Annotated in this window: 19 protein-coding genes; 10 read left to right on the forward strand and 9 right to left on the reverse strand. The window is 42.2% G+C overall.

The genetic code is table 11. The annotated features are described in order from the left end of the window. The first annotated feature begins 67 nt into the window (after window positions 1-67). Window positions 68-682, forward strand: a complete 615-nt coding sequence (locus ACPUEY_RS12740; protein WP_425122305.1) for a hypothetical protein — start codon at window positions 68-70, stop codon at window positions 680-682. 204 nt (window positions 683-886) lie between these two features. On the opposite strand, the gene ACPUEY_RS12745 is transcribed toward ACPUEY_RS12740, so the two are convergent. The 3 genes from ACPUEY_RS12745 to ACPUEY_RS12755 form a co-directional block, all read right to left on the reverse strand. After that, window positions 887-1462: a xanthine phosphoribosyltransferase gene (locus tag ACPUEY_RS12745; RefSeq protein WP_425122306.1), complete on the reverse strand. Its 576-nt coding sequence runs from the start codon at window positions 1460-1462 to the stop codon at window positions 887-889. A 91-nt stretch (window positions 1463-1553) separates the two neighbouring features. Further along, window positions 1554-2270, reverse strand: coding sequence for a DUF3108 domain-containing protein (locus ACPUEY_RS12750; protein WP_131274910.1), 717 nt, complete (start codon window positions 2268-2270; stop codon window positions 1554-1556). Between the two features lie 163 nt (window positions 2271-2433). Then, window positions 2434-3114: a hypothetical protein gene (locus ACPUEY_RS12755; RefSeq protein ID WP_131274907.1), complete on the reverse strand. Its 681-nt coding sequence runs from the start codon at window positions 3112-3114 to the stop codon at window positions 2434-2436. Between the two features lie 239 nt (window positions 3115-3353). Between ACPUEY_RS12755 and ACPUEY_RS12760 the strand changes: the two genes are divergently transcribed. Continuing rightward, window positions 3354-4232, forward strand: a complete 879-nt coding sequence (locus tag ACPUEY_RS12760; protein WP_131274906.1) for an energy transducer TonB — start codon at window positions 3354-3356, stop codon at window positions 4230-4232. Window positions 4233-4289: 57 nt separating this feature from the next. Here the strand turns inward: ACPUEY_RS12760 and ACPUEY_RS12765 are convergent, their stop codons facing one another. The 4 genes from ACPUEY_RS12765 to miaB all read right to left on the reverse strand — a co-directional run bounded on the left by ACPUEY_RS12765 (window position 4290) and on the right by miaB (window position 7873). Beyond that, entirely contained in the window at window positions 4290-4688 is a 399-nt protein-coding gene (locus tag ACPUEY_RS12765; RefSeq protein ID WP_425122307.1) for a hypothetical protein, read from the reverse strand. Between the two features lie 112 nt (window positions 4689-4800). Next, window positions 4801-5283: an rRNA maturation RNase YbeY gene (gene ybeY, locus ACPUEY_RS12770; protein WP_092821104.1), complete on the reverse strand. Its 483-nt coding sequence runs from the start codon at window positions 5281-5283 to the stop codon at window positions 4801-4803. Between the two features lie 19 nt (window positions 5284-5302). After that, window positions 5303-6379 (reverse strand): PhoH family protein, encoded by a 1077-nt coding sequence (locus tag ACPUEY_RS12775; protein WP_092821106.1) that lies wholly within the window; start codon window positions 6377-6379, stop codon window positions 5303-5305. A gap of 39 nt (window positions 6380-6418) precedes the next feature. Continuing rightward, a complete protein-coding gene (gene miaB, locus ACPUEY_RS12780; protein WP_092821108.1) occupies window positions 6419-7873 on the reverse strand; it encodes a tRNA (N6-isopentenyl adenosine(37)-C2)-methylthiotransferase MiaB in 1455 nt (484 codons plus the stop codon). 395 nt (window positions 7874-8268) lie between these two features. Here miaB and ACPUEY_RS12785 point away from each other — a divergent pair, with 395 nt between their 5' ends. The 5 genes from ACPUEY_RS12785 to ACPUEY_RS12805 all read left to right on the forward strand — a co-directional run bounded on the left by ACPUEY_RS12785 (window position 8269) and on the right by ACPUEY_RS12805 (window position 12831). Continuing rightward, window positions 8269-10188: a transglycosylase SLT domain-containing protein gene (locus ACPUEY_RS12785; protein ID WP_425122310.1), complete on the forward strand. Its 1920-nt coding sequence runs from the start codon at window positions 8269-8271 to the stop codon at window positions 10186-10188. A 32-nt stretch (window positions 10189-10220) separates the two neighbouring features. After that, window positions 10221-10877: a ribonuclease T2 family protein gene (locus ACPUEY_RS12790; RefSeq protein WP_425122311.1), complete on the forward strand. Its 657-nt coding sequence runs from the start codon at window positions 10221-10223 to the stop codon at window positions 10875-10877. A gap of 172 nt (window positions 10878-11049) precedes the next feature. After that, window positions 11050-12036 (forward strand): malate dehydrogenase, encoded by a 987-nt coding sequence (locus ACPUEY_RS12795; protein ID WP_092821112.1) that lies wholly within the window; start codon window positions 11050-11052, stop codon window positions 12034-12036. 168 nt (window positions 12037-12204) lie between these two features. Beyond that, complete coding sequence (locus tag ACPUEY_RS12800) at window positions 12205-12465, forward strand: DUF2789 family protein (RefSeq protein WP_092821114.1); 261 nt, start codon at window positions 12205-12207, stop codon at window positions 12463-12465. A gap of 105 nt (window positions 12466-12570) precedes the next feature. Continuing rightward, window positions 12571-12831 carry a DUF2789 family protein gene (locus ACPUEY_RS12805; protein WP_086195729.1) on the forward strand — a complete coding sequence of 87 codons (261 nt, stop codon included), beginning with the start codon at window positions 12571-12573 and terminating at the stop codon, window positions 12829-12831. Window positions 12832-12939: 108 nt separating this feature from the next. Here ACPUEY_RS12805 and ACPUEY_RS12810 read toward each other — a convergent pair whose 3' ends face one another. Then, the gene (locus tag ACPUEY_RS12810; RefSeq protein WP_425122308.1) at window positions 12940-13467 is read right to left on the reverse strand and encodes a hypothetical protein; all 528 of its coding nucleotides are present in this window, start codon (window positions 13465-13467) and stop codon (window positions 12940-12942) included. A gap of 74 nt (window positions 13468-13541) precedes the next feature. After that, entirely contained in the window at window positions 13542-14144 is a 603-nt protein-coding gene (locus ACPUEY_RS12815; RefSeq protein WP_092821118.1) for a 2OG-Fe(II) oxygenase, read from the reverse strand. A gap of 118 nt (window positions 14145-14262) precedes the next feature. On the opposite strand from ACPUEY_RS12815, the gene ACPUEY_RS12820 reads away from it, so the two are divergent. The 3 genes from ACPUEY_RS12820 to ACPUEY_RS12830 all read left to right on the forward strand — a co-directional run bounded on the left by ACPUEY_RS12820 (window position 14263) and on the right by ACPUEY_RS12830 (window position 17374). Then, a complete protein-coding gene (locus tag ACPUEY_RS12820) occupies window positions 14263-15120 on the forward strand; it encodes a 23S rRNA (adenine(2030)-N(6))-methyltransferase RlmJ (protein WP_180175092.1) in 858 nt (285 codons plus the stop codon). A gap of 45 nt (window positions 15121-15165) precedes the next feature. Further along, on the forward strand, window positions 15166-15993 hold the full coding sequence (gene pssA / locus ACPUEY_RS12825) for a CDP-diacylglycerol--serine O-phosphatidyltransferase (protein WP_261183638.1): 828 nt from the start codon (window positions 15166-15168) through the stop codon (window positions 15991-15993). Between the two features lie 307 nt (window positions 15994-16300). Beyond that, the gene (locus ACPUEY_RS12830) at window positions 16301-17374 is read left to right on the forward strand and encodes a DUF6670 family protein (RefSeq protein WP_425122309.1); all 1074 of its coding nucleotides are present in this window, start codon (window positions 16301-16303) and stop codon (window positions 17372-17374) included. Window positions 17375-17477 lie beyond the last annotated feature (103 nt).

The following is a 17477-nucleotide window of genomic DNA, read 5'->3' on the forward strand; positions in this document are numbered from 1 at the left end:
TCGCTCCCATTATAAAAAGAAGTGCTTAGCGAGAAGTACTTCAAAATTAGAAAAAAGGAAAATAACCATGAATAAGACTATCAAAACAATCGCCTTATCTGTTGCCTTCGTGTCTAGTGGAGCCATGGCAAATCCGCAAGGCAACCACGTCACTGTAAATACAGGTTTAGACGCTACTTTGGCCACTGTATCTCAACATGCTAAAAATGGTACTGCGCTTAACCTTGCCATTAATACCGCTACTGTTGATGCAACAGTCAACGTACACGGGGCGTATAATTCACTGAATAATGTGGAAGACAAAATCGCAGTAGAAACTTCAGCAATTGGTGCGGTAAACACCGGTAGCATTAACTTACAACAAGGCAATCTGAGTGCTGTGAATACGGGTACATTAGAGAAAACTTTTGATGCTGAAAAAAATGCAGAGGGTTCTTTGGAACAATGGAATTCTGAGCGTTCATCGGAGTTTGAAAGTTCTATCAGTACATCATTGAATACTGACACTTATGACCAGTTCTCTGAAACTCTAAGTAATTACACTGCAGCGAATTTAGCCTTTAATTCAGCAGCTATTGATGCATCTGTAAATACAAGAGGATTCGAGAATCATATTGATGGCATCAAAACTTCAGCTATTGGTGCTGTAAACACCGGCAGCATTACTGTGACCGTAAAGTAAATCCACCGTTCAATATGATCCAGGGTCTAACTATTTGCGGATAGTTAGACTTTTTTATTTTAGTACAAAAAATGTTTATTGAGTATTGCTCTATAATAGAGTCAACCTACAGCAAGATAATATTTGGTCTGAAAATTAGATCGCTATAAAAAACACTTACAAAAAAAGAGCGCCTGAGCGCTCTTTTTAAATTCAGTTGAAATCTTAGTCACGGACAAATTCAACAGTACCATTTTCCAAAGATTTAACACGTGCTAAAGATTCAACACGGTAACCTTTATCAAGTAACAATTGGCGACCCGGCTGGAAAGACTTCTCAATTACAATACCAATACCTACAACTTCCGCTTTTGCCTGATGAATTAAATCGGCAAGACCTAAAGCTGCCTGACCATTTGCCAGGAAATCATCAATTACCAAAGCTTTGTCACTAGAGTTGATGTGCTTGTTTGAAATGGCAATTGTGCTTTCAGTTTGTTTAGTGAAAGAGAACACTTTAGAGCGGTATAAATCATCTTTTAAAGTTAAAGATTGATATTTACGTGCAAAGATCACAGGCACACCAAGTTCTAAACCGGCCATTACTGCTGGAGCAATACCAGAAGCTTCAATGGTGATAATCTTAGTGATCCCTACATCTTTAAAACGAGCAGCAAATTCTTTACCAATCTGTTGCATCAATACAGGGTCAATTTGATGATTTAAGAAAGCATCAACTTTCAGAACTTGGTCAGATAGAACGATACCTTCACTTAAGATTTTCTGTTCTAATGCGTGCACGGGAGAATTCCTCTAAGGGCAGATGCTTTTTCAAGCAAATGCGTATTTTAAAAAGGCTCTCGAAAAATGCAAGCGAAATTGATCAAATCGATTAACTCGTTGGGCCTTTATAACCTGTTAACAGTAAACCATAGGATGCTTTTCCATCTTGATGAGTCACTTTCACCGGGGTATAGTCCAGTTGAGGTGCTAACCAGAAAATGGTATCGCGATTTGGCTTTTTATGTTTGAGCACTACTTTAATGGTGTCAAAAGTACCATAAGCGGTTTTTACTGTTTCATTGCCCTGTTTAATAAAGTGGCGCGATTCCACTTCTTTGGCATCGGCAATTAAATAATTCGATTTTAAACCTGAAGATTTTAAATCTTCACGTAATTGCAACTCGGCATTCAGCTCATCTAGAACACCTGCCTTCCAGTCAAAAGCATAGGCTTTTTTATCTTTTTTCGTATGAATGGTTTGGGCATTCGAGTTGAAATTAATACTCATGGTACTGTTATGGACCAAAATTTTACTGTGGCGACTAAAACTGTTGGAAAGAATATCGCCTTTATCATTTAAGCTAAAATGACTGGTTTCAGTCGCAGAAGCCATGGCACCCGCTTTTGCAGCAAAGACATAGGTCCAGTTATTTCCCGACTTGCTTAAAGTGCGTGTTGCCGAGCCCATGTTTTTGCCATTATAGTTAAATTGATAACTTGCTTGGAATGGACTCATGGCAAATGTTTGGGTTGAAACTCCAGCCAACAACAGGGTAGTTGTTAGACCAGATGCGAATGCAACTGTTTTCAATACATTGTGAGCCATAAGTAAAGTGTTCCTATGCAGTCTTAATGAAATGTAAACTTCTGCGTAGATAGTATTATGCCTTCTGAATATAGAGATAAAATTCGAAACCTTATGCAATCTGTATCTTTAATGTAGTTTTTTTAGTTAAAACCCAGATTTTAATCCATAAAAACAATTCACCTTATTTCTGCTTGATCGGACTGACTTTGCTGTCCGCTTGTTCTGCATCAATCGCCCAAACATCCATCGGCTCTTCAGACATTTTTCTAAATAATGCAGTCAGGTTGACATTACCCATGACCACCAGTTCAGCTTCACGCAAAACAGCATGATTGACATGCACTTTTGCTAAAGTATCAATGATAGAACGCTTTTTGCCTAACCATCGGTTTAAATCCAGATGCAATAAGTCATCTTTCACTTTAATGACATTTAATTTCTCAAGGATCATGCCTAAAGGATCTTGATTGAGTACTTTTTGATAGAAAAATAAAGCAAATTTTACAGCAAGCTTTTGGAAGATATTTTTGAATTTGGCTTCAATTACCTGGGTGTCGCTAATCTGTTCAAATACAATCAGCTGGGTATCTTTATTCAGTTCCATCTGTACCAGTTTCAAATCGACTGAAAGGGTAATGTATAAACCTTTCACATCAAGCGTTGCATATAAGCGCAGCCAGTCTTCATGCAAGTCAGCATGCAGATCTTTCAGCATGGCAACATTGTCAGTCACAAAACGCTGAAAAGTTGCATTTAAAAAAACTTGAGAAAGGGGAAATTCACGCTCATCTTCAATAAATCCCTCAGCTTTTTGGTACACCTGGCGTATACGTTTAGAGATATTGGATAGTAGCGTTTGCATATAAGGCATCCCAGCGAGTTAATCTTCTTAAACTTCGATAGATTTTGTCGAAAGTATTAAAAATACAGATATTCCACCTTGCAGTTTAACAAAATTAATTGCACCATTTTCATGATTTTAATTGTCTACAGCGTGCTTGTTGACTGAGTTCTCGTTTCTTCACTCAAAACTAGACGCTGTGTTTATTTTATACTGCTTTTATGCAGTTTGGGGACCAGACATTTTGTCGGTTTAATGTGATGCTTAAGAAAATCAGTTTCGCACCTTTAATGCATGCATGGTGGAAAGATCCAATTTTCACAAGCGCAGTGATTGTAGCTGCTGTTTTGCATTTGATTATTTTGACTTTGCAATTTGCCATGCCGGAAGAAAGTAATGCAGCAGTCAAAGAGATCGCTGTTACCTTACGTCCAAGTCAGGACAAGGTGGAACATGCGGATTTTCTGGCACAGGCAGATCAGCAAGGTTCTGGAACCTTCCGTGAAGCACACCGTATGTCGAGTGATATGCCGGCAGCGATGACTGAGCAGACGACTGGTGAACAGCAACAGGAAACTTTGGAGCGTTTACAACAGAAACGTGAACTCAGCTTTGAAGAAAAAGTGCTGATGACCACCTTAAGCTGGAAGAAAGAAGCAGAACAGAACCAGCGTAAAAAAGCCATGCAGGAGTTGAATAGCCAATTCCAAGCCAAGGCCGCGATGGTGGCAAGTCTGGAAGCACAATATTTGCAACGTCAGCAAAATTTTAGCCGTCAGCAAAAAATTAAAACGGTGGATGGGATACAGGCCAAGCAGGATATTTCAGCGGCTTATCTGGAGAAATTCCGTGAGAAAGTAGAATTTTACGGTAACCGCTATTATCCCGATGCAGCCAAGGTGCAGCGCCTTGCAGGGGAGGTCCGGTTAATGGTGATCTTGAATAAAAGTGGCGGAATTCGTGCCATTCGCCTGATTGAAAGTTCAGGTCATGGTTTGCTGGATGAAGCTGCCAAGACATCAGTGCGTAAAGCTGCTCCATTCGGTGGTTTTGATAAAGGGATGAAAGATATTTCAGAGCTTCGCATTGTGCGTACCTGGCGTTTTGACCCGGCTGAAGCTGAGTTTGAGGTGCATTGATGGAGTGGGGTGATCTGCTTTACTAAGATCATTAACTTTCAGTTTTTAATTGTAGTTTCAGTGAGATGCTAATACATAGTGTCCCTTTTGATCCCCGTCCGGCCATGTCACTTTTAAATCCTTTTCTGAAAGATCCAGGTGAGTCGGGAAGATTTGTAAATATTGGCGGTATTGGGGTGTGGCTTTCAAACCAATACATGTCCCATTTTTCCACCATGTTCCTTCGGCATATTGGTCTAAGGCACCGACTGTCAGATACCATTTAAACTTGCCGTCCGGTTCCAGTAACAGCTCAGAGCCGACTTCCATTACGCCTTCCAGATAATAATGGCCTACCCAGGCATTATCTGCCGGCTGAAATCTTGCTTCCTTACATAAAGATTCCATATTGGCATATAGCTGGCATGCAGGAAATAATGCTGAAATCAGGAGCAGCCAGGAAGGGAGTCTGTTCATCATTTCTTCCTCCATTTATTGGGGAGTATGTTAAGATTTTATGCTTATTTGACATAAATAAAACCCGATTAATCGAAATTAATCGGGTTTAAAAATTAGAATGTTGCTAGAACTACTGTTGTTCAGTATAGGGATTCTCAAATCCTAACTTCGCCAGAATCTCAATTTCCAATGCTTCCATTTCTTCCGCATCTTCATCCGAGGTTTCATGGTCATAGCCCATTAGGTGTAAGGTACCGTGCACCAGCATATGCGTAAAATGTTCAATCGGTGTTTTATTCTGGTCAATGGCTTCCTGTAGAACGACAGGAATACAAATCACCAAGTCACCGATCGGTAGGGCATCCAGCATTGCCAACACTTCTTCTGGCACATCGCTCGGAAAAGACAACACATTGGTCGGTTTGTCTTTTTGACGATACTCCAGATTCAGCTTATGGCTTTCGTCATTGTCTACACAGGCAATCCCGATTTCACAGTCTTGATCGACATCGATAAAACGTAGTGCAGTTTCAATAACTTTTTTAATATAAGCGCGTTTCAGTACCAGTTCAGGTGACTGAAAATCTTGTTGCAGGGATAGGTTAAGTTTCAAAATGAATCCTTAAAATATCTTAGTCCTGAGCATCGGCAGCGGCATCATTTTCAGCAATCAATGCCTCTTGACGCGCTTTACGTTCTGCCCGTGCTTCAGCACTAAGACGGTGTTGTTCAGAGTCCCAACCTTCGTAGGCTTCAACAATTTTTTGAACCAATTGATGACGCACCACATCGCGAGAGTGGAAGCGAGTAATGTGGATTTCAGGAATTTTTTCAATTACACGTAAGGCATGTGAAAGCCCCGACTGTTGACCACGTGGCAAGTCGACCTGTGTGATGTCACCAGTAATGACCGCACGCGAACCAAAGCCTAAACGGGTCAGGAACATTTTCATCTGTTCTGGCGTCGTGTTTTGCGCCTCATCTAAAATGACGAAAGAATGGTTGAGAGTACGGCCACGCATATAGGCGAGCGGGGCAACTTCAATAATCTGGCGTTCAATCAGTTTGGCGACTTTTTCAAAACCCAGCATTTCATACAGGGCATCGTAAAGCGGGCGCAAATAAGGATCGATTTTCTGGCTTAAATCCCCTGGTAAGAAACCGAGTTTTTCACCAGCTTCCACCGCAGGACGAACCAGCAGGATACGCTGGATTTCGTTGCGTTCCAGCATATCTACCGCAGCGGCCACGGCAAGATAGGTTTTACCTGTACCGGCAGGGCCAATCCCGAATGAAATGTCGCTTTGCAAAATACGCTGTACATAACGCTTTTGATTGGCACCGCGCGGATTGATACGGCCTTTGCGGGTTTGCAACCAGACGGCATCCAGGCCGGTATGTTCATTGTCGGAAAAGTCTTCCTGCAATTCACGGTCGGTCTGACTGCCCTGAATGATCAGATGCAGGGTATCCGCACTGACTTGCTGGCTAACTTCGGTTTCTTCATGTAGACGCATCAAGAGGCTTTCGGCTCTCTCTACTGCATCAATTTCACCATCGATGTAAAAAGCATCACCTCGATGGGAAATTTTGACGTCTAAACGTTGTTCGATTTGTTTCAAATGACCGTTATAAGCACCCAGCATGCCTTTTAAACGCTCCATTGAAATACCAGGAAAAGTTACTGTACGTCGGATCGCTGCAGTCAAGAGAATTCCTTATAAAATGGTCTGGCTGATCACCTTACATTACGCCACGTCAGGCTCAAGATTCAAGAGCTCACCGTAAACAAAATTTAAAGTTTTAATTTCGGTAATCTCGATCTCTGCAAAACGCCCAACCCATGCAGCATCACCAATAAAAGAAACCAGACGGGTATTGTCCGCCGTACCAATCAATAGGTTCGGATCTTTGTCAGAAACCTTTTCAATCAGAACACGCTGGATGGTGCCCAGCATTGCATCGGTTTTATCAATGCTTGAACGTTTAATCCATTGCTGAACTTTGGCCAGACGTTCTTTTTTGACATCTTCAGGGGTGTTGTCTTCAAGTTCCGATGCTGGGGTACCTGGACGTTTTGAATAAATGAAGCTGTATGAATGGTCAAAATCCAAATCTTGGATAAATTGATAGGTTTCTTCAAAGTTCTCATCGGTTTCACCCGGGAAGCCAATAATAAAGTCAGAAGATAAATGCATATCCGGACGGACGGTACGTAACTTTTTAATTTTTTCGATATAGACATCGATGGTGTGGTTACGCTTCATCGCTTTCAGTACATCGTTTGAACCGCTTTGTACCGGCAAGTGCAGGTGCGAAACCATTTGTGGCAAGTCACGGTAGCATTGAATTAGGTCATCATTGAATTCAAGCGGATGTGAAGTGGTATAACGTAAACGGCCAATTCCCGGAATTTCAGCAACCAGGCGAAGTAAATCTGCAAAAGTACAGATATTGCCTTCAAAGGTTTCACCGCGGTAACCATTCACGTTCTGTCCTAATAGGCTGATTTCACGAACCCCTTTTTCCGCCAGACCGGCAATTTCAGCCAGCACGTCATCTAAAGGACGCGATACCTCTTCGCCACGAGTATAAGGGACTACGCAGAAAGAACAGTATTTGGAACAGCCTTCCATAATCGAAACAAAGGCTTTGTAACCTTCAACGCGTGGTTCAGGCAAGAAGTCGAATTTTTCGATGTCCGGGAAAGAAATATCCACCAGCTTGATTTTTTCTTTCTTTGGCTTTTCGATTTGATCGTTATGTTGATCGAGCATTTGCGGCAAACGGTGCAAGGTTTGCGGACCAAAGACCATATCGACATAAGGCGCACGCTTTTGAATGTTGTCGCCTTCCTGAGAGGCCACACAACCACCCACTCCAATCACCAGATCAGGATTTTTTTCTTTCAGCTTGCGCCAGCGACCCAGTTCGGAAAACACTTTTTCCTGGGCCTTTTCACGAATGGAACAGGTATTCATCAGTAGAATATCGGCATCATTTGGGTCAGTGGTGAGTACATAACCGTGTGAATCGCCCAGCAGGTCTGCCATACGATGACTGTCATACTCATTCATCTGACACCCTTGCGTTTCGATATACAGTTTTTTCACTGAACCGTCGGCTGGGGTGTGCTGTGGCTGGGTAACAGTGTTTTCTGAAGCAGCTTGGGCACTATTTGGAATGAAGGTTTGAACCGTCATGTAGGCTCCTAAAGGATAAATCGGTGAAACCGCAATTCAACGCTGACCGTATAAACGAGCCATATTTCCTTTTATTTCAATACTTAATTGTATTGATGGAAAAAAGAGGCGAGTGGTCATCTTGAAAAATTGCAATTCGAATACAAGAAAGGCGCATATTTTAGCAGGAATCGAAGCCAAACTTATAGATATAAATAAAGCGCCAAGAATATTGATTTGTGACGTAAAAATGATTGAAAATTAATATTGTCTAATCATAAGGTTACATAACAGAACAGTAGAGTAGTTTAATAATAATTAAACTATTCAAAAATGATTAGGTGCGACCAAGGCAATACTAAATGACAGAAGGCGGGTATATGTTTCATCGGGTAATCAATAAAAATTATTATAAAATGCTTGCTTTGGCTTTAGCATCAACCGGTTTCGTTTCTATTTCCCATGCGGCTGATGAACAGTTTAATGATGCTTTGCGTGCTGCCAATTCTGCAAATTTAGGTTTATTACAACAATATCAGGCATCGATGCAAAACGATGTGCTTGGCTATTATCCGGAATACTGGTTATTGAATAGCAATCTGGCCAATCAGTCTGCCAGCCAGATTATCAATTTTGCGCAGCGTTATCCGCAATCGGCCATGGCGGAAAAACTGGCAGCCGATTATGTCGAAGAAAAAGTCAAGCAGGCAGATTTTGCGACTGCACAGCCCATTTTGCAATATGTGACCAATCCGGATCAGGCGGAAAGCTGTGCTGTTGCACAGGTTCGTGCCAAATCGGGCGATCCCCTGGTTTTTGCTGAATATAAAGATGTCTGGCTTGCCACCAGCTCACAACCTGAATCCTGTACCGGTTTGGGGCGCATGATGCTGTCGAGTCCCCTGATGACCGAGCAGGACAGACAGCAGCGTCTGTGGGGACAGCTTCGCGCAGGTCAGTCGGGCCTGGCTTTGGCAACGGCACAAAGTCTGGGTGTAAACCTGTCACTTGCACAGCTCAATCAAATTCAGGCCAATCCTTTAAATTATTTATGGTCTGCGCCCAAAGCCTCTGCGGCCGATCAGGCTTATTTGATTTATGCCTTGGGACGTCTGGCGGATAGTGATTTAAATACCGCAATGGCTTCCGTCAAAAATGCAGCAGAAGGGGCACCGCTACAAGTACAAAAAGCGCTTTATCGTACTGTGGGCTATATCGGCGGAACCACAGTCATGAAAAACAACTTTAACCGTGAAGTGCTGAATTATCTGGATGCCAGTTACGGTTTGCCTTTTAGTGCCGAAGAAGCGGAAATTTATGCCCGTCAAGCCATTCGTTTCAGTAGCTGGGAAAGCCTGATTCGGGCCATTGATGCGATGGGCGTAACCCAAAAACAGGAAGACCGCTGGCAGTACTGGTTGGCACGGGCTTCAGAGCAGCTGGGCGATGCGAACTCTAAACGTGTGGCGCAACAGATTTTCAAAAAATTGGCACAGGGAGATGATTACCATAATCTTCTGGCCAGAGATAGGTTAGGACAGAGTTACAATAGTATTCCCAGTAATGTTCAACCTTCCAATAGTGATGTGCAGCGTTTAAGCCACAATATTCATTTCAACCGTGCTTTTGCTTTACGCCGTGTCAATGCACCAGATAGTTACGTGAATCGTGAATGGAACTGGGCGGTGCGTCAGGCCTATTTAAAACATGATGATGGCCTGCTGCTGGCCGCGGCAAAACGTGCGACGGATATCGGCTGGTATGATCGGGCAATTTACGCTGCTGACCGTACTGAATCCAAGCATAACTATGCTTATCGTTATGCCATGCCGCATCAAAGTTATGTGGTCAGCCATAGCCGCAATGCCGGAATTGATCCTGCATGGGCCTATGGTTTGATGCGTCAGGAAAGCCGTTTTGTTTCACAGGCACGTTCACATGTAGGGGCAGGTGGTCTGATGCAAATTATGCCCGACACGGCGAAACTGGTGGCGCGGCAAATGGGTGAAACCTATAACCCGGCAGCTTTAACCGACATGAATACCAATATACGTTATGGCACTTTTTATTTGTCGATGATCCAGAGTCAGCTTAGCAATAGTCCTGTGCTGGCAACGGCTGGCTACAATGCAGGTCCAAACCGGGCGCGTCGCTGGCAACCGGAGGCTCAGCCGATTGCGGCTGACCAATATACAGAATCCATTCCTTTAACCGAAACACGTGATTATGTAAAACATGTGATGACCAATGCCACTCATTATGGAGTATTGCTGGGACAAGGAGCGCAATCACTTGAAAAGCGGATGAATATCATTCCATTTAAAAATAATCCATAAACTTTAATTTTATTGATAGGTCTGACTTGTTGATGATATTTTTTGGGCAAACTTCAGTTTTACTCAGATGGGCGCTGTTCGGGGTGAGCGGTGCTGGACTAGGGCTGTTTGCATCTCAAATTTTTGCTGCACCTTTGCAGGGGTATGTCATGGTGGTGCAAATGACCCCTGCGGTATGCATGTTTGATGCCCAGAAATCAAAACAGCGAAAATGTCTGGAAGGCTATTCGCTGAATATTTCCGGTTTGTATCCGGAAACTTCAGAAACCGAGTGTAAGACTACATCTACTGCGACTTTATCTCCCTTGCAGGCGAAAGTCGTGGCACGTGTCATGCCCGATGAAAATGCCCGCATGCAACTCTGGCGGGGAATCGGAGGTTGTGTACAGATGAATTCAAGTCAATATTTCCGTACCATGATTAATTATGCCGAGCGTCTCAAAATACCGAAGGAATTAACCAGTCCTGAAACGCGAGCCATGCATCAGACCAATCTCCGGCTGCAGTTTTTGCGTTTGAATCCGAGTTTACCTGCCAATGCCATTAAATTTAGCTGTGCCACTTCCCAGGGAAATGCCATCCTGACCGAAGTGAAACTTTGTTACAAAAATAATGGGCAGTACAAGCGCTGTTCAGCAGAAGTACAAAATACCTGTCCAAATATATTTACCATAAAAGGTTCTTACTAAGCTTTTTTATATATTTTATTTATATTTCCTATCATACTTTTGTTGAAATCCATTCTCTTTTAAATGCATCTGTCAAAGTATTGGAGTACAATCTTTGCCGTTTATGATTATTAAGATTAAATAGAACAGCTATTTAATTATTATGACGATCCTCTCAATTGGAGATAATTACATGAAGCAACCTGTTCGCGTTGCCGTTACTGGCGCTGCTGGTCAAATTGGTTACAGCCTATTATTCCGTATCGCTAGCGGTGAGATGTTGGGTAAAGACCAACCAGTTATTCTTCAATTATTAGAAGTTCCTTTTGAGAAAGCTCAAGCTGCGCTTAAAGGCGTAATGATGGAACTTGACGACTGTGCTTTCCCATTATTGGCTGGCATGATCGGTACTGATGATCCTAAAGTTGCATTCAAAGATGCTGACTACGCTCTTCTAGTTGGTTCGCGTCCACGTGGTCCAGGTATGGAACGTGCTGACCTTCTTAAAGTGAACGGTGAGATCTTCATCGGTCAAGGTCAAGCATTAAACGAAGTTGCTAGCCGTGACGTTAAAGTACTTGTTGTAGGTAACCCTGCGAACACTAACGCTTACATCGCAATGAAATCTGCTCCAGATCTTCCTGCGAAAAACTTCACAGCAATGTTACGTCTTGACCACAACCGTGCGTTGACTCAACTTGCTCAAAAAGCTGGCGTTGCAGTTTCTGACATCAAAACTATGACTGTTTGGGGTAATCACTCTCCAACAATGTACGCTGACTACCGTTTTGCAACTGTTAACGGCGAAAGCTTAAAAGACAAAATCAACGATGCTGCCTGGAACAAAGACGTATTCCTTCCAACTGTTGGTAAACGTGGTGCTGCGATCATCGAAGCGCGTGGTTTGTCTTCTGCTGCTTCTGCTGCAAACGCTGCAATTGACCATATGCGCGATTGGGCGCTTGGCACAAACGGCGAATGGGTAACTATGGGTATTCCTTCTGACGGTTCTTACGGTATCCCTGAAGGCGTAATGTTCGGTTTCCCTGTAACTTGTGAAAATGGCGAATACAAAATCGTTCAAGGTCTTGAAATCGACGAATTCAGCCGTGAACGTATCAACTTCACTCTTAACGAGCTAGAAGAAGAACGTGCAGCAATTGCTGACATGGTTAAATAATTTAATCTTCTAGATTAAATTGAAGAAGCACTCCTTTCGGGGTGCTTTTTTTACGTCTGAAATTTGGTTTTTGAACAAAAAATAACATGCTGTGATGCAGCGACAACTGAATTTTTTGGGGCTTGCGTCTAATTTAAAAGCGAACAATAAAGATTTAAGGAGAATGAGATGTTTGACCAGCAACCCACATTGGAGCTTTTATTTGAGCAGTTGGGACTTGATTCGAGCCAAGAGGCGATAGACAAGTTTATAGAAAGCCATCAATTGACGATGGATATCCCTTTGCATCACGCTCCGTTCTGGACCCAGGCACAGCATGATTTTCTGATCAGCCATTGGAAAAAAGATGATGAATGGGCCATGGTGGTGGATATCTTAAATGAGCAATTGCATACCGAAGACCGGCTTTCTACGTCAACGCATCATTGAACACAAATTGAAACAACAAACCTAGTTTTATCACTAGGTTTTTTTATGAATATTTTATAAGTTAATTGAATAATAAATGACAGTTTGGTTGATAAGGAGTGTGCCATGCTTATGAATAATAACCCATCCTTTAAAATGTTATTTGAACAACTTGGACTTGCTTCTAGTCCTGCGGCTATTGAGCTTTTTATACGTACCCATCAATTACCTGCACATCAAAATTTGCATGATGCTCCCTTCTGGAATAAATCCCAGCGCGAGTTTTTAATTCGCTATTTGGTGGAAGATGCAGATGAATGGGTCATGTTGATTGATGAACTGAACCAGCAATTACATATGAATGCCACCAAACTGCAACCAGCCTGATTTTTTGTAGACAGGTGAAATTTAAAACCTGCTGAGAAGAAGGAATTTTTAAGCAGATCAAACGATAAAAACGCCTTATTGAAGGCGTTTTTATCGTTTGATCTGCAATTAGTGAACTTTACTTTTGACTAAATGCACAAACCAGTCGTGTTCACGGAAGGGATGAAAGGCTGAATGCTCTTGTACCAGAATCAAGTCAAAATCAGCAGTTTTACTGTATTTGGTGAGCCAATGTCGGGTCAAAGCCATCTCACTTTTAGCTGCTGAAGCATAAGCTAGGAAGAAATAAATATCACCATACTGGTCATGAATGAGCGGTTTTAAGATTTGCTGGGTAATCAATGCAAATCTTTGTTCCTTGGTGATTTCGAAATACAGCATATAAGCTTTGGCTAAATGCATGGATAAGTTCATATATAAACTTAAGGGCATTTCTTCAAATTCAATACGGCCCTGTTCAAGCAGAACTACGGCCTCTTGCAGAAAATGAATCTGTTCCTGACGTACGATACTGAGCGTAACCAGTTGCATGCGTAACTCAGCACGTTCTAAGGCAAGTTTTGGCGTATTCCCTTGTAAATACAGCTGATCAGTTTCGCCAATACGTTGAATAATCTGTTTGGTGTTTTCCCGCATCGGTTACATCCTCATCTGTCAATGATTGCTATATGAGGATGTTTTTTCAGATTTAAAGCATCCTTCATTGTGAATTACCAAATGGAATTGCCGCTGCGTAACCATGCGGTAATGGATAGGCGTTGATGTTTGGCTTTCAGTACTTCGTGCAATAAATCACTTTGGAATAGGGCAATCCGGTTTGGTTTTGGCGGGATAATGTGCCACTGATCATTCTTATCCTGCAAACGCAATTCACCGCCCCAATCCTCTTGCCAGTCTTCATGCAGGTAATAGACTGCCGAAATGACGCGGTCATTTTTTTGTTGTGGATTGTCGCGGTGTAAGGCATAAAACTCGCCGGCGTTATAACAGGCAAAATGGGCTTCTACTTCACGAATGCCCAGAAAAAAGGCTTGGTTCAGTTCTTCCCCCAAACTTTCTAGCATTTTGATGTGTTGTTGAGCTTTTTCTAAATCTTCATTAATCCATAAAATATGATCACTGCGAATTTTGCTGATGACCCCATTTTGAATGGCGGCTTCTCTAAACTGATTCAGATGGGAAGTGCATTCTTCAACCAAGGCATGAATATATTCTTGAGGATAAACATCATCAATAATGCTGAAGCCTTGCTGATCTAAATCTTTAATTATTTGATCAACATGGCATGACTTTGGGAAGTGAATTGCATCCATAAAGATATACTCAATAAACAGGATAGAAAAACGCTGGCGTATTCTAGAGCAAGATATCCTGCGGAACGAAACATTTTTTCATGCTAAAATATCGGTTGATATCAGGAATTAAAGAAACATGAATTACCGTCACCATTTCCATGCAGGCAACTTTGCCGATGTTATGAAGCATGTGTTATTGCTGCAACTTTTAACACGTTTAAATGCCAAAGATAAACCTTATCGCTATATCGATACGCATGGTGGGGCAGGTAAATACGATTTATCGACGTCTGCAGCACAGAAATCAGGTGAGTTTTTAAATGGTATCCACCGTTTAATCAAGCTGGACGATTCCATTACCCGCAATGCACCTGAAGGCGTAAAGCAGTATCTTAAAATTGTTCAGGATATGCGTGAAGTTTCAGGTAAAGGGGCTTATCCGGGCTCACCCTGGTTTGCTTTGGAAGGCATGCGTGAAATAGACAAAGCCACCATTTTTGAAATGCAGCCTGAGGTTTTCCAGCAGCTGCGTTTTAATATTCGTGACCGCCGAGCTGGCCTGCATGAACGTGATGCTTATGAAGGCTTGCTTGGAGTGATTCCACCTAAAGAAAAACGTGGACTGGTCATGATTGATCCGCCTTACGAATTGGAACGTAAAGATTTTCCACAATTGGTAGAATTACTGGCTGCTGCCTATAAAAAATGGCCTACGGGTATCTTTGCTGTCTGGTATCCAATTAAAGATCGCGCCATGATTGAACGTTTTGAAAAGAAAATGATCAAAACAGGTATTCGCCGTCAATTGGTGTGTGAAGTTTGTGTCTGGCCGGATGATACGCCTGTGGGCCTGAATGGTTGTGGTTTACTTGTGATTAATCCACCATGGAAGTTTTCTGAAGATGCAGATGAAGCTTTACAATGGTTGTTCCCGCATTTGCGTATGAGTGAAAATGGTGGACATGCCGCTGTACGCTGGTTGGTTGGTGAATAAGAGATACGTTTCAAAAGATACGGTTACAGTTAGGATAGGCAAAGAATGACAAGTATAAACAAACCTGAAAGTGAATCTTCTACACGTGATGAGCATGGTTTTGATGGCATCACCTTTGAAGTGGAAGAAGAAGAGCATACCCAAGAGGGACAAAAGGTGAAACGTCGTGGCATCTATCTGTGGCCGAATCTGATTACAACGGCAGCTTTGCTATCTGGCTTTTACTCCATTATTGCCAGCATGAATGGAGATTTTACTCAAGCCATTTATGCCATTTTTCTGGCCGCATTATTTGATGGACTGGATGGCCGGGTAGCGCGTGCGATTGGTGCCCAAAGCCCGTTTGGCGAGCAGTTCGACTCCTTGTCGGACTTGCTTGCTTTCGGCGTGGCACCGGCTATTTTAATGTATAGCTGGTGTTTACATGATTTGGGGCGCATTGGATTGGCGGCCTGTTTTGTGTATACCGCCTGTGCAGCGTTTCGTCTGGCACGCTTCAATGTGCAAATTGGTGTGGTGGATAAACGCTATTTTATTGGTGTCGCCAGTCCGTTGGCTGCGGTGATCATTATTACCCTAGTTTGGGTCGCCCAAGATTTTCCGCAAATTTTTGATGTACGAGAATTGGGTATTCAGATCTTTAATGCGATCGCGATCATTGCTGTGGGCTTGCTGATGATTTCCAATATTAAATACTATTCATTTAAAACATTTGATCGCAAACGCGTCCCATTTTTTGTGTTACCGATCGCGGTATTCATCTTTTCCGCAATTACTTATAATATCCCGGTAGGGATTCTGGTGATTTCCATTATTTATGCACTGTCTGGTTTTGTGACCACTTTCCTTGCGAGAAAAAATACCGCCATATAAAAATGAGAACACTAGGGTCTGTTGACATTTCATAAATGGCTTGCGTTGTAGGCTAAAATTGAGCATACAAGGAATGAAATGCAAAAAAATGGTGGTTCCATTTTTAAATTTCATGACGCAGTTTGAGATAATTTTAGCCACAACCCTTCGGGACTAGAGTATTTTTTGATGCTACGTCGTTGTGAACTACGCATTTAGAATGACTAAATTTTGTATTTCACGCCTAGTATCTTCTAAAAAATACTCTTAGTCGCAAGCATAGACGAAGTGTCAACAGACCCTTACTGAAAATAAAAAGGAGCAAGATATGCAGTTGTTTCAAGATTTATTTGATCGCTCCAAACAACTCAATCAGGCTCCACTTCAGTCGGGTTTAGCCTATCATGCACAAAAAGGCCGTTATAAAATCATTCATCAAGGATTGATGATTCCTAATCTACCTGCGCCTTTGCATTACCTTAATTTTATTAGTCTGATCGGTCAGCCAAATGCAGTAATGCTGCGTAATGAAAGCGCAATTCACACCACAGCTTTAGATACTGCAACCACGATTGCCAGCATTAGTCCGCATATGGTGGGGCAATTGAATTCTTACTCGGTGGGTAAAGACTGCCGTTTTACCAAAGGACACTTTCAGTTCTCGGACCGGGAAACAGTTACGGGTAGTTTTCCGCATTTTCGAATACAGCGTAAAGATAAAGAGCTGAGTTTTGATTTATCAATTCGCACCAGCAATATTATTTCCTATTTTGCCCGGTTGCGTATGGGGCTTGCAGATCACTGGTCTTTACTGTGTCAATGTGAAGGGCAGGTGACGTATAAGGAACAAAAATTTGAAATTCAGCAGATGGGCAGTTTTGAATATGCACGCTGCATTAATTTTTCCTATTTGCCTTTGGCATTTTTCACTTATCAAGTCATTAACCTGGAAAATCAGCGTCAGTTGCTTTTGGCGCAAATTCGCGATCCTTTAAATGGGATTTTGCAATCACGGCTCTATTTAAGAGATGCAAAAACCGGAAAGGCACAAATGTTTGACCACAATGTTCGCTTTAAGGTACATCGGGTTTATCCCAAAGTAAAAACTCCGAACGGGCAAAGCATGTATTTACCGCGTGAGTTTGAGTGGAGTTATGAAGGCAAAGATGGCACCTGTATTTCCGTACAGGCACAAAGCCGTGGAGATTTTAAATTTGGTCTGGCAGCAGGCTATGTGGGCAGTTTTAAATATCAAATCTGCATTAATCATCATGAAGAAACAGGGGAAAGTGGCTATTGTGAATATATCGATTGCCGCTCACTCACCTGGCAAGAAAAAAATAAACAAGAAAAAATGAGAGATGAGTTAGCCAATCCTGTCCCTTTTGCATGCAAAAAATAATAAAAAGCCCCTGTTTTGTAGAATAAATAAACATTCGAGATGTTTTTGCTGAATTATTTAAAAAAGGGTGTTGCATTGAGGGTGAAATGCTGTAGAATGCACA

It is taken from the genome of Acinetobacter sp. G11, from assembly GCF_049808495.1.
GTDB classification, from domain to species: domain Bacteria; phylum Pseudomonadota; class Gammaproteobacteria; order Pseudomonadales; family Moraxellaceae; genus Acinetobacter; species Acinetobacter kookii.

Excerpts from the sequence above, each read along its gene's own strand:
- ACPUEY_RS12765 (WP_425122307.1), bottom strand. The coding sequence starts at position 4,688 with ATGAACAGACTCCCTTCCTGGCTGCTCCTGATTTCAGCATTATTTCCT.
- pssA (WP_261183638.1), top strand. The coding sequence starts at position 15,166 with ATGACAAGTATAAACAAACCTGAAAGTGAATCTTCTACACGTGATGAG.
- ACPUEY_RS12805 (WP_086195729.1), top strand. The coding sequence starts at position 12,571 with ATGCTTATGAATAATAACCCATCCTTTAAAATGTTATTTGAACAACTT.
- ACPUEY_RS12740 (WP_425122305.1), top strand. The coding sequence starts at position 68 with ATGAATAAGACTATCAAAACAATCGCCTTATCTGTTGCCTTCGTGTCT.
- miaB (WP_092821108.1), bottom strand. The coding sequence starts at position 7,873 with ATGACGGTTCAAACCTTCATTCCAAATAGTGCCCAAGCTGCTTCAGAA.
- ACPUEY_RS12755 (WP_131274907.1), bottom strand. The coding sequence starts at position 3,114 with ATGCAAACGCTACTATCCAATATCTCTAAACGTATACGCCAGGTGTAC.
- ACPUEY_RS12830 (WP_425122309.1), top strand. The coding sequence starts at position 16,301 with ATGCAGTTGTTTCAAGATTTATTTGATCGCTCCAAACAACTCAATCAG.
- ACPUEY_RS12750 (WP_131274910.1), bottom strand. The coding sequence starts at position 2,270 with ATGGCTCACAATGTATTGAAAACAGTTGCATTCGCATCTGGTCTAACA.
- ACPUEY_RS12760 (WP_131274906.1), top strand. The coding sequence starts at position 3,354 with ATGCTTAAGAAAATCAGTTTCGCACCTTTAATGCATGCATGGTGGAAA.
- ACPUEY_RS12795 (WP_092821112.1), top strand. The coding sequence starts at position 11,050 with ATGAAGCAACCTGTTCGCGTTGCCGTTACTGGCGCTGCTGGTCAAATT.
- ACPUEY_RS12820 (WP_180175092.1), top strand. The coding sequence starts at position 14,263 with ATGAATTACCGTCACCATTTCCATGCAGGCAACTTTGCCGATGTTATG.
- ACPUEY_RS12790 (WP_425122311.1), top strand. The coding sequence starts at position 10,221 with ATGATATTTTTTGGGCAAACTTCAGTTTTACTCAGATGGGCGCTGTTC.
- ACPUEY_RS12810 (WP_425122308.1), bottom strand. The coding sequence starts at position 13,467 with ATGCGGGAAAACACCAAACAGATTATTCAACGTATTGGCGAAACTGAT.
- ACPUEY_RS12800 (WP_092821114.1), top strand. The coding sequence starts at position 12,205 with ATGTTTGACCAGCAACCCACATTGGAGCTTTTATTTGAGCAGTTGGGA.
- ACPUEY_RS12815 (WP_092821118.1), bottom strand. The coding sequence starts at position 14,144 with ATGGATGCAATTCACTTCCCAAAGTCATGCCATGTTGATCAAATAATT.
- ACPUEY_RS12785 (WP_425122310.1), top strand. The coding sequence starts at position 8,269 with ATGCTTGCTTTGGCTTTAGCATCAACCGGTTTCGTTTCTATTTCCCAT.